Raw genomic sequence first — 12,482 nt, forward strand, 5'->3', positions numbered from 1 at the left:
CTACTTTTGAATTGCACAAAAGTAGCAAAATGCATTTGTTCGACTGATGCTAAGTCCCTTTAGCATAGTCGAACGGGCGACATCCACGTCGCCAGTCATGTGATCTAATTTGGATCATTTTTGGTTTTGTCGATGAGATAGTTAATAAAATTTGTGCAGGCAACAAGCATAAATTTTGCATCGATATAAGAAAGATTTGATTCGTCTAACATTGCATGGCGAATACCATCTGCATCTGATGTATAACCATATAAAGATTTAATACTGGCTTTTAATGCAGGATGTATTGGATATTGTTTTTCAATTTGACCAATTGCATCACCTAAAGTTACTTTGTCTTTCTTTAATATTTTTTGACACATACCTTCTAATGCCGAAACAGATTCTTTAATTGAATTTCGATAATCGGGATTTTGACGATCAGACATCAGTTTTAAGGCTTGATTAAGATGTTGTTGAACATCTGAATATGGATTTGTACTTTCTAATGCTTCCTCGATGGATTGGATTTCTTGTTCTGAGGTGATAAGAATAATTTTATTCTCAATAATTCGATAAGCACTATTTTCTCTTTCTAAAACAGCATTTATGAGTTTTATAAGGGTCTCTTGATATCTAGTTTTTTTCCAATCAGATGGCAAATGGTCGATAGTAAACTCAATAAGATCGTAAATTTCATACCATTTTAATTGATTGAAAAAGTGTTGATATATATCCTTTTGAATATTGGAAACAGTATTTGGCATTTCATCGAGTGGTTTTTTTAGAAAAGTGATCCAATAAGCTCTAAAAAAAGTGTATAGATTATAATCTTGTATATTTGGCAATGATGAATGTTTGGTAAATTTTCCTTGTTCAATAATAATTTGTTTAAAAACATTCCAAATGGAATTCTTCAAAGCATCATCCATGCTTTCTTTTTGAATGATTTCTCTAACAGGTTTATAACCATATCTTTCTGAAAAGCGCATTTTGTTTCCCTACACAAATTTAAGAATAGATTTATTTTTTTAATCCACCCTAACCCTCCTTTGCGAAAGGAGGGAATTCCTCCTCTTTATCAAAGAGGAGGTTGGGAGGAGATTTTTTATTTCAACAACGGCTTCAAGAATTTACCGGTATGTGAGGCTTTCACTTTCACGACTTGTTCAGGCGTGCCTTCCGCGACAATCATACCGCCCCCCGAACCGCCTTCAGGGCCTAAGTCCACCACCCAGTCGGCAGTTTTAATTACGTCCAGATTATGTTCAATCACCACGATGGTATTACCCTTGTCACGGAGCTGATGCAGGATATCCAGCAGTTTGGCAATATCATGAAAATGCAGACCTGTGGTCGGTTCATCTAGAATATACAGGGTTTGACCGGTATCGCGTTTGGCCAGTTCACGCGCCAGTTTGACACGCTGTGCTTCACCACCAGAAAGAGTGGTCGCAGACTGACCCAGACGGATATAACCCAGACCCACCTGATGCAATGTTTCCAGACGACGGTGAATCACCGGAATGGCATCAAAGAAATGCATGGCATCTTCAACGGTCATCTGCAAGACATCGGAAATATTCTTGCCCTTGTAGTTCACTTCCAGCGTTTCACGATTATAGCGTTTGCCATGACAGGCATCACATGGCACATACATATCCGGCAGGAAGTGCATCGCTACCTTGATCATGCCGTCACCTTCACAGGCTTCACAGCGGCCACCTTTCACGTTAAACGAGAAACGACCGGCAGCATAACCGCGTGCCTTGGCTTCTTGCGTCTGTGAAAACAGTTCACGAATCGGGGTAAATAGGCCGGTATAAGTCGCCGGATTGGAACGCGGGGTACGTCCAATCGGACTCTGGTCAATATCCACCACTTTGTCGAGGAACTGTAAACCATCAATCGATTCAAACTTTTCCGATGTTAAAGTGGTTGCACCATTCAGTTGGGTCGCCGCCAAAGGTAACAAAGTCCGGTTAATCAAGGTCGATTTACCTGAACCGGACACCCCGGTAACACAGGTCATAATACCTAAAGGAATGGTCAGATCGACTTTTTTCAGGTTATGCCCGGATGCTCCCATCAGCTTGATCTGTTCTTTAGGCTTAGGCGGTTGAATCCGTTTTTTCGGCACTTCAATTTTTAATTTTCCGGATAAATATTTTCCGGTCAGCGAGTCCGGATTGGCCAGAATTTCATCATACGTTCCTTCGGCAATCACATGCCCACCATGCACACCGGCACCCGGACCGATATCAATAATATGATCGGCGGCACGAATCGCATCTTCATCATGCTCGACCACCAAGACGGTATTGCCCAGATCACGCAGACGGATCAGGGTCTGTAACAGACGGTCGTTATCACGTTGATGCAAACCAATTGATGGTTCATCCAGCACATACATGACGCCCATCAAACCGGCACCGATCTGCGAGGCCAGACGAATTCGCTGCGCTTCACCACCAGACAGAGTTTCAGCTGAACGTGACAGGCTGAGATAGTTCAGGCCGACCGAAACCAGAAAGTGCAGACGTTCACGGATTTCCTTGAAAATCTTGTCAGCGATTTCACCACGTGCACCTTCCAGATGAATACCTTGATAATAGCTTTCAGCATCGCCAATCGACATACGGGTAATGTCAGCAATGGTCTTGTCCAGAATTTTCACGTTACGCGAAATTTCATTCAGACGTGAACCATCACAGGCATCACAGGCAGCATTGGATAAATACTGCGCCAGATCATCACGCACATAATTACTTTCAGTTTCACGATAACGGCGTTCCAGATGCGGCAAAATTCCTTCAAAAGGAATGACCCGATTATGACGTCGGCCACGTTCATCGATATAACTTAGATCAATTTTTTCTTTGCCAGTGCCGTACAGAAATTTTTTCTTGGTGTCGGCATCCAGTTCATTCCATGGAGTTTCCAGAGAAAAACCAAAGTGCTCGGCGACTTTCTGGATCATGCTGTAATAGTAAGGACGCTGACGGTCCCAGCCACGAATCGCGCCTTGACTGACACTAACTTCAGGATTGGGAATCAGTTTGTCGGCACTGAAATGGCTGCGGGTCCCCAGACCGTCACAAACCGGACAGGCACCAAAGGGATTGTTGAACGAAAATAAACGCGGTTCCAGTTCAGCCACCGCGCGGTCACATTGCGGGCAGGAGTGCTTGGCTGAAAACACGCGATCGCTATGCTCGCCTTTCATCCAGGACAGAATGGCGATATCGCCACCAAGACGCAGCGCGGTTTCAAAACTTTCTGCAATACGGTTGCCCAGATCATCACGTACTTTAAAGCGGTCAACTACGACTTCAATGGTATGTTTTTTCTTTTTGTCCAGTTCTGGTGGTGGATCAATTTCCATGATCTCGCCATCCACACGGGCACGGACGAAACCCTGGCTTTGTAGCTGTTCAAACAGTGCCGTATATTCGCCCTTACGTTCGCGCACGACTGGTGCTAACAATAACAGTGCAGTGCCTTCTTCTAATGCTTTGACTGCATCGACCATTTCAGTAACCGTTTGTGCCACCATCGGCAGATCATGTTCAGGACAGAACGGTGTACCGACACGCGCATACAGCAGGCGTAAATAGTCATAAATTTCGGTAATGGTACCCACGGTCGAACGCGGGTTATGACTGGTAGATTTCTGTTCGATGGCAATCGCTGGACTCAAGCCTTCAATAGAATCCACTTCCGGTTTTTCCATCTGGGAGAGGAACTGGCGGGCATAGGCAGACAGCGATTCCACATAACGGCGCTGACCTTCGGCATATAAGGTATCAAAGGCAAGCGAGGACTTTCCTGAACCAGACAGTCCCGTAATCACCACAAACTTGTCGCGTGGTATATCAAGGTTCACATTTTTCAGGTTATGGGTACGTGCGCCTCGAATACGGATGTGGCTTTGGCTCATGCAAGGATCCTAGAATATTCATCAAAAACCCTTATATGATACCGGATGAAAAATGTTCAAGTGCAAAAAAAAGTATTTTAAACGTCAAGTTATGTCGGTGATTGGTCAATTCATCACAACATTAAGAAACACAGCAGTCGATTGTCTAAATATTCAAAATCATCAGGTACAAGCTAAATACCTAACAAGCCGCTGCATAGCGGCGTTCAAAGATAGATTCAATCTCTTCAAAGCAGCGGTCACGTGGCACATCATGATGCAGACGTGCATAAAAATTCACTTCATTTTCCAGAATGTGAAGAAAGTCCTCATAGTCTTTTTGGAAAAAATCCAGGTCGAGCAAATCGTTACGGCGTGCCTGATGACAGCGATACTTTTCAATAAATTTCAGTAGATGTTTTTGGATATGCGTGTTGGTATGGTAAATCAGATAAGTGGCTGCCGAACCACAATCTAGGCAGCCTTGTTCCAGATAGATTTCTTCATTGTTGAACCAGCAACATTGCAGGGTAAAAAATGCCCGAATCGCTTCGGTGCCTAAAGTATTCATATCATCTGCCTCTTTCCGGGATTGATTTTATTAATTGATAATTATTCTCAATTATTGTGCGGCAATTTTGGGCTTATAGCTAGGTCTAGCGTACCGGCCCGTTCTATCCTTGTTTTTTTCAGACTAAGCCGTTTTTATGATCAATTCATGACAGTAGAAATTTTTTTAAACGGCTATAACCGAAAAGCCCTGTCTTAAACAGGGCTTTTTCTATTCGTCTTATTCATCCAGACCAGGCCACTGGCGTTGCTCAAAGGCACTATCCCAGAATAACCATTCCAGACGGGCCGCATGCGTATAAGCTGCATGCATTTTTTCTAGTGTATCGGCATCAACACGCGCCGCAACACGGTCAACGGTCGCAATCACATTCCGCACCGCAGTGTGGAATTCTTCTCCTGAATAGGTATCCACCCAAGCCTGATACGGATTATTCGGCGCAGAGTTGTCGACAATATCTTTACCAACTTCGGCATAAATCCAGAAACAAGGCAGCAACGAGGCTAGCACCACCGGGTAGCTTTCTGACCAGGCGGTCGAAGTCAGATAAGAAGTATAGTGATGACATGCCAGCGTCAACGGTGTCTGCTCAAATTGCTCTTTGCTAATGCCAAAATCTTGCATAAAGCCATCATGCAGGCTACGTTCCACCACAATCGCAATTTTGGCTGCCTCGGCAAACTGGATTACATCGTCCGCTTCAAAAGCTTTGGCGGCACACACGGCCAGTGCACGGCCATAGGCCAGTAAATAATGCGCATCCTGAATCACATAATGACTAAAGGCTTCACGGCTTAAAGTACCTTGCGCCAGTTGCTGATTAAAGGGCAGGGCCAGGGTCTTCTGATAAAGTCCGAGATTACGTTGCCATACCTCTTGTGAAAAACTCATGCTGAAAATCCTTTGCAGTTCAAGTTAAACCATGCGGCACTATAGCAAAGATCGGGCTGTTTAAAAGATCGGCAAATTTTAAAAACAGAAAATAAGATAAAACAGCTCAGGAAGTGCTTTGGTTTATGCGCTAAAAGTTTCATAATTAGCTTAACTTTTCCTATTCGTATAGCTGCTCTCTCGCAGCCATACATTTATTTAATTTATCCAAGGTCGTTGTGTATGTTGAAACATTTTGGTTTCTCGATTGCATTTTCGATCGTGTGTCTTGGTTTGTCTGCGTATTGGGGTTATACCCATGGTCCTGACGCAGGCCTGCAAACCATGCTCACAGCGCTGACCATTACCGCTATTCTGGCGATTATGGAAGTGTCGTTGTCCTTTGATAACGCGGTTGTCAATGCCTCAGTCCTACGGGGTTGGGATCATTTCTGGAAAATGCTGTTCCTGACAGTCGGTATTCTGATTGCAGTTTTCGGGATGCGTTTGATCTTCCCGGTGGTCATTGTTGCAGTGACTGCAGACCTGGGCTTTATGGAAGTGGTACGTCTGGCCCTGAATGATCCGAAAGAATATTCAGCACGTTTAATGGCACATCATCCTGAGATTGCTGCTTTTGGTGGTGCTTTCCTGTTGATGGTGTTCCTGAACTTCTTCCTGGATGAAGAAAAAGACACGCACTGGTTCAGACGGGTGGAACGCCGTCTGTCTAATCTGGCCAATGTGCCGGCAATGTCGGTGTTTATCGCACTGGTAGCCTTGTTAATCATGGCAGCCAATGTCGATGAAGCTAAGCGTCTGGCAGTGACTATGGCGGGGATCTGGGGCATCGTGATTTATATCGGGGTGCAGGTCCTGAGCCATATGCTCGGTGGTGAACCGGAAGTCGATGAAGAAGGCAATGCCATTCGTCATGATGAAAATGGCGTACCGACGGGTGTGGTGAAAGCCGGTATTGGTGGTTTCCTCTATCTAGAAGTCCTGGATGCCTCTTTCAGTTTTGATGGCGTGATCGGTGCCTTTGCGATTACCTCAGACGTGGTCATCATCATGCTGGGTCTGGCAATTGGTGCGATCTTTGTCCGTTCAATGACGATTTATCTGGTTGAGCAGGGCACATTGGATGCCTATATCTATCTGGAACATGGTGCGCATTATGCCATCGGTGCACTGGCTTTCATTATGATTGCCAGCGGAACCGGTCTGCATGTGCCAGAAGTGGTAACCGGTCTGATCGGTGTAGCCTTTATTGTCTGGGCAGTATTTGCCTCGATTCAATACAAAAAGCGTCAGGCGGCTTTAGACAAATAAAGCGCTGTTCCTGAATAAAAAGCGTAGCTCCGGCTGCGCTTTTTTGTTTTTAGATTGGCATCATCTTTATTTCAAATAAAATTCATGTCTTATTAATGAGCTGAATGTCCTATAATCTGGGCTCCAGATTAATTAACCCAATCGCCATAATTTATGATGAATGCTTTAGAACGTCGTTCAACCTTTGCCCTGAGCAGTATTTTTGCACTGCGCATGCTGGGGTTGTTTATGATTATCCCGGTGTTTTCTGTGGCAGGGCAGGCATATCAATATGCAACACCTGCACTGATCGGTTTGGCGGTCGGGGTCTATGGTCTGACCCAGGCTTTATTGCAGATTCCATTCAGCCTGATTGCCGACCGTTACAGCCGTAAGCCACTGGTGGTTTTAGGGCTGCTACTATTTGCGCTGGGCGGTGCAATTGCGGCCATGTCGGACACCATTTATGGCGTGATTATCGGCCGAGCGATCGCCGGTGGTGGTGCAGTATCTGCTGTGGTGATGGCGTTGCTGGCAGATGTCACCCGTGAAGAAAACCGCATGAAAGCCATGGCGATAATGGGCATGAGTATCGGCCTGTCTTTTGTGGTGGCCTTTAGTCTGGGGCCTTGGCTGACGGGTCTGGTTGGCATCTCGGGATTATTCTGGGTGACTACGGTGATGGGCCTGGCGGCGATTGCCATGCTGTTGATGGTGCCTAAAGTCACGCGGCATCATAAAAACTTTCAGCAAGGCTATCTGGCACAGTTGAAACAGGTAATCAAAATCGGAGATCTGAATCGTCTGCATGTGTCGGTTTTTACCCTGCATTTATTGCTCACCGCGATGTTTATCTATGTACCTTCGCAGCTGATCGAATTTGCTGATCTGCCACTGTCCAGTCATGGCTGGGTATATTTGCCGCTGTTGGTGCTGAGCCTGTTTTTTGCTTTTCCAAGTATTATCCTGGCAGAAAAATACCACAAAATGCGCGCGATTTTTCTGGTGGCCATTACTGGCATTATTCTGGGTTTGATAGTGATGGCATTTGGTTTTGAATCAAAATATGTCTTGCTGATTGGCCTAGGGCTGTTCTTCATTGCCTTTAATGTCATGGAGGCTCTGTTGCCGTCTTGGTTGTCGAAAGCGGCACCGATCCAGTCCAAAGCCACCGCGATGGGCGTAAATGCCAGCAGCCAGTTTTTAGGTGCTTTCTTTGGCGGTATGATTGGCGGACAATTATTACTGCTGAACAATACCTCGATGGGCTGGAGTATCCTGACAGGGATCGCGATAATCTGGCTGCTGATGAGTTTTGGCCTGGCTCAGCCACGCTATCTGTCATCACTGGTGTTGCGTTTGCCGGAAAGCAGACAAACTGACGAATGGACTTCTCAGCTTTTGGCGATTCGTGGTATTGAAGAGGTCGTGGTGATGTCTGAACAGCAAGTTGCCTATGTAAAAGTCGATAAAAAGCAGATTGATGATGCTTCGCGACAACAATTAACGCACTTGTTGGGTAAAGAGGTAGCCATTTAAGCATAACTCTTATAAAGTAAAATACAGAAATATATAGGAAGTAAACGGCAAATGCGTGGTGTAAATAAAGTTATTTTAGTGGGTACTTTGGGTAAAGATCCGGAAACCAAAACTTTTGCAAATGGTGGCTCTCTCACTCAATTCTCGATCGCAACCAGCGATTCGTGGACAGATAAAAGTACCGGTGAACGTAAAGAACAAACGGAATGGCACCGTATCGTGTTGCATAACCGTTTAGGTGAAATTGCGCAGCAATATCTTCGTAAAGGTTCAAAAGTATATATTGAAGGTTCATTACGTACCCGTCAGTGGACTGACCAGAATGGTCAGGAACGCTATACGACGGAAATTCGTGGTGAACAAATGCAGATGCTAGACTCTAGCCGTCCTCAAAATGATCAGGGCGAGAGCAGCTTTAACCAGCCACGCTTTAATAACAATAATCAGGCGAACAACAACCAGGGCGGTTATGGCAATAACCCGCAATCAGGTTATGGTTCAGCACCACAGCAAGGCGGTTTTAACAACAACCAGGGCGGCGGTTATGGCAACAATAACCCGAGTGGTTTTGCGCCAAAATCTGCACCTGCTCCAACAGCAGCACCTGCAGCAGATCTAGATGATGACCTTCCATTTTGATCTAGAACGGTAAATCATCATTAAAACCCACCTGAATGCGGTGGGTTTTTTATGTCTTGAAGATTGGTATTGAGTTTGCATAAAGCCCGACTTATTAGAAGAATCATAAGTGTTAAAGCATTATCTTGCTTTTGATCAGCACAACTCTGCATCGAGAAAATAAATGAGATTAACAATACTAATAGAAATTAATGATCTAAAAAAGCGATCATTTTTATAAAAACTTGCGGTTTTACCTATTTTGAAATTTTTCGTATTCTAGCTTCACAAGATAAGCAATCCCAGAAATAAGCCAGAGGAAATATCTCATGAGTTTAATCAATACTGAAATCAAATCATTCAATGCAACTGCTTACCACAATGGTCAGTTCATCGAAGTTTCTGAGCAAGACCTGAAAGGAAAATGGTCAGTGGTGTTTTTCTATCCTGCAGATTTCACCTTTGTTTGTCCAACTGAATTAGGCGATCTTGCTGATCAGTATGCTGAATTCCAGAAAATGGGTGTAGAAATCTATGGCGTGTCTACCGATACTCATTTCACCCATAAAGCTTGGCATGATACCTCTGACGTGATTGGTAAAATCCAGTATCCATTGATTGGTGATCCAACCTGGACTTTGTCTAAAAACTTCGAAGTATTGATTGAAGCTGAAGGTCTGGCAGATCGTGGTACTTTCGTGATTGATCCAGAAGGTAAAATCCAGATCATTGAAATCAACGCGGGTGGTATTGGCCGTGATGCACAAGAGCTTCTTCGTAAAGTGAAAGCTGCACAATATGTACATGCGCACCCAGGTGAAGTTTGTCCGGCAAAATGGAAAGAAGGTGAAGCAACACTAGCGCCGTCAATCGACCTGGTGGGTAAAATCTAATTCAAACCTAGTTCTTTGAAGCAAAAAATCCAGCACAAGTTGCTGGATTTTTTATTTTTTTAGTTTAGAGATTTATGAATTCTAGACAAAAACATCATGCCATTTGATTTCTATTTGAGAACAAAATGAGAATTGAGGAATTGCACTCTATGCTTTTTAAGCGGCTTATGCGAGGCAATCAAGTAAGCGCAATACCATGCTGAATGATTGACTAGGCCTGAAAACAAAGAAGCCTCTGCTTTCGCAGAGGCTTTTATTTTATAAGGCGCTGTAGTTTCTTGTCGTTTTAAACAATTTTCGCATAAACGCATCTGAATGGAACCGGATGAATTTATGGTTTTCTTATGCTGCGAATCATAGGTATTTAAAAAGTATTTGTCAACCAAGGATTATAAAAATGGTTAATTAAATTATTTGTTTTTAAAGCGAATTTTCAAGTTTTTAGATAAAAATATGAATAAAATCTTAGATTTGATGGAATTTTAACTAAGTCAGAAAAATGAATAAAAAGCAGGTGAAATTGAACAAAAAGGCCTTTACGAAAAACATATATTCTGGAAGATTTTAATAACCTGTTTGATTGGCGCATGGTACATAATTTCTGTAGTTTTTCAATGACGGATGATCAGTTTGGATATCGCAGTAATTGGTAGTGGCATGGCCGGACTGGCTACAGCCAGAATTCTCCAGGACGCAGGGCATCACATCACGATTTTTGAAGCACTTCCAGGTCGCGGCATGGACAGTCATAGCCTTGAATTTGAAGGGGGCCTGATTGACGCACCTTTACGTGTGATGAACCCCTATCTGTGGAAAAACACCCTGAGTCTAGCCACACATCTGGGCATTAAAACTTATCCGGTGCGGACCTATATGGCCTGCAGCTGGTTATTTGAAGATAAAACTGAAACCTGGCTGACCACATCGCGCAGCCGAATTGGCAATATCCCGATCATCAATAACCGGAAAGGCCTGCAACAATATGGCTGGCGTCTGGTCAAAGGCCTGTTGCAGTTAAAAGTTGCATTGACCAAATTCTTTAAATCGAAAAATCAGGACATCAGCCTGGCAGAATTTATCAATCGTAACGAGATTGAAGAAGTGTTCTGGCACGGTGCGGTGATGCCGGTGCTATATACCATCTGTACCTGCAATCCGAAAACCATTGGTGAATGGCCAGCTAAACCGTTGTTAATTTTTCTGCGTCAATTAACCGATGGCGATGCGTTACTGCGTCTGCAAGGCGGTACACCAGCGTTGGTCGATAAGCTGATTGAAGGCATTCAAATTGAAGACGGTTCAGCAATTACACTGGTACAAGAGCAGGGCGATCAGGTCAAAGTTGAAAATGCGGCCGGTTATTCAAAACTGTTTGACCGGGTGATTGTCGCGACACCGACCACCAAAATTGAGGAGTTCCTGGATCCGGTACAATTCGCCAGTGAAATTGAATTATTGAAGAAATTCAAATTCGAACAAGGCGAACTGGTGATTCATACCGATGCCAGCGTAATGCCGCCAAAACGTAAAGACTGGGCCGTACTCAGCTATATGATGGACCGTAAATTTACTCGTCAGCAATTTACCGTGTGGCTTAACTCGATTGAACCTTCTCTGGTCGGCAAGTCGGCCGTATTTCAGACCTGGCGTCCGGTAACCGAGATTGATCCGAAAAAAGTGATCAAATCGGTGATGCTAACGCGTGCAGTGGTCGATGCCAATACCGTAGCACTGAATAAGGAATTGCAGCAACGTCATCTGGATGCCAATCGTAAAGTCTTCTTCTGCGGTTCATGGTCATGTGACGGTTTGCCAATTCTGGAATCGGCAGTGACCTCAGCGATGAAAATTGCGGAAATTTTTGGTGCACCTTTACCATTTGAGGGTTTAAAACCTGTGGTCGAGGTTGCACCGCAACTGGGTTATTAATCCATGCAATGGCTTCAGGCACTGCGTCAGCGTCTTCCCCAGCACAAGTATGCAATTGATGCCGCTGTGTTGGGCGATCATGCGCAATTTCCCTGGAGCAATTTAGGGTATTGGCAAGCAGGTCAGCAGGATTATACGGCTGCCTGTCGTATGCTCACCGATCACCTTGCACAAACTGTAAATTTAAATTCAAAAGATAAACTGCTGGATTTAGGCTGCGGTCAGGGTGCAAGTTTGCTGTACTGGCAACAACACTATCAGGTGCAATATCTGGCGGGGGTTGAGCTGCAGGCTGCCTGTGTGGCTAATATTCAGCAACATTTGCCAGAACTGAATGCCATTTATCAGGCGTCATTTTTGCGTTTAAAAGAATTGCCATTTTCCCAGCGTTTTGATGTGGTGCTGTGTCTGGATGCGGCTTATCACAGTCCTGTGCCTTTATTCTTGGAGCAGATCCGTAGTGTTTTAAATTCAAATGCGCGGATTGGTTTTCATCATCTGGTTTTGTCCGAGCGCTGGGAAAATTTAAATGCCTTACAACGGCGTAAATATCAGTTTTTATTGAAATCTGCTGATGTGAATTTAAAAGATTTAATGACAGTGGGGGCACTGTTTGCCTGTCTGGATCGTTTTGAATTTAAAAATATCCAGATTCAGGATCTGTCCGAGCCGGTATTTTCCGGCTTCGCTGATTACGTGCAAAAAACTTTGAATTCAAAAGCATCAAATGATCAGGTTCAAGGCTCAAAACTGGATCATTTTAAAATTCAGATGACAGCGAAACTATGCCGAAAATTATATCAGGAAGGGATCATGAGATATGTGCAAGTGACGGCACAATCGAAGCACTAGA

Annotated in this window: 10 protein-coding genes; 6 read left to right on the forward strand and 4 right to left on the reverse strand. The window is 44.2% G+C overall.

From position 1 onward, the window contains the following. Window positions 1-104: 104 nt before the first annotated feature. From I6L24_RS04790 to tenA, 4 genes are all read right to left on the reverse strand, one after another. Window positions 105-971, reverse strand: a complete 867-nt coding sequence (locus I6L24_RS04790; protein WP_086044220.1) for an AbiJ-NTD4 domain-containing protein — start codon at window positions 969-971, stop codon at window positions 105-107. A 116-nt stretch (window positions 972-1,087) separates the two neighbouring features. Further along, entirely contained in the window at window positions 1,088-3,919 is a 2,832-nt protein-coding gene (uvrA, locus tag I6L24_RS04795; RefSeq protein WP_005105373.1) for an excinuclease ABC subunit UvrA, read from the reverse strand. Between the two features lie 181 nt (window positions 3,920-4,100). Continuing rightward, complete coding sequence (locus I6L24_RS04800; RefSeq protein ID WP_005105375.1) at window positions 4,101-4,469, reverse strand: hypothetical protein; 369 nt, start codon at window positions 4,467-4,469, stop codon at window positions 4,101-4,103. A gap of 219 nt (window positions 4,470-4,688) precedes the next feature. Beyond that, window positions 4,689-5,360: a thiaminase II gene (tenA, locus tag I6L24_RS04805; RefSeq protein WP_004729210.1), complete on the reverse strand. Its 672-nt coding sequence runs from the start codon at window positions 5,358-5,360 to the stop codon at window positions 4,689-4,691. A gap of 222 nt (window positions 5,361-5,582) precedes the next feature. On the opposite strand from tenA, the gene I6L24_RS04810 reads away from it, so the two are divergent. From I6L24_RS04810 to I6L24_RS04835, 6 genes are all read left to right on the forward strand, one after another. Next, window positions 5,583-6,671 (forward strand): DUF475 domain-containing protein, encoded by a 1,089-nt coding sequence (locus I6L24_RS04810; protein ID WP_004647275.1) that lies wholly within the window; start codon window positions 5,583-5,585, stop codon window positions 6,669-6,671. Window positions 6,672-6,824: 153 nt separating this feature from the next. Then, entirely contained in the window at window positions 6,825-8,189 is a 1,365-nt protein-coding gene (locus tag I6L24_RS04815) for an MFS transporter (protein WP_017398000.1), read from the forward strand. 51 nt (window positions 8,190-8,240) lie between these two features. Continuing rightward, entirely contained in the window at window positions 8,241-8,828 is a 588-nt protein-coding gene (ssb, locus tag I6L24_RS04820) for a single-stranded DNA-binding protein (RefSeq protein ID WP_004281391.1), read from the forward strand. A 308-nt stretch (window positions 8,829-9,136) separates the two neighbouring features. After that, window positions 9,137-9,700, forward strand: a complete 564-nt coding sequence (gene ahpC, locus I6L24_RS04825; RefSeq protein WP_005105379.1) for an alkyl hydroperoxide reductase subunit C — start codon at window positions 9,137-9,139, stop codon at window positions 9,698-9,700. A gap of 621 nt (window positions 9,701-10,321) precedes the next feature. Then, entirely contained in the window at window positions 10,322-11,629 is a 1,308-nt protein-coding gene (locus tag I6L24_RS04830; RefSeq protein WP_005105380.1) for an FAD-dependent oxidoreductase, read from the forward strand. Between the two features lie 3 nt (window positions 11,630-11,632). Then, entirely contained in the window at window positions 11,633-12,481 is an 849-nt protein-coding gene (locus tag I6L24_RS04835; RefSeq protein WP_086044219.1) for an SAM-dependent methyltransferase, read from the forward strand. Window position 12,482 lies beyond the last annotated feature (1 nt).

Origin of the sequence: Acinetobacter lwoffii (genome assembly GCF_019048525.1) — a bacterium.
In the GTDB taxonomy this organism is placed as follows: Bacteria; Pseudomonadota; Gammaproteobacteria; order Pseudomonadales; family Moraxellaceae; genus Acinetobacter; species Acinetobacter lwoffii_K.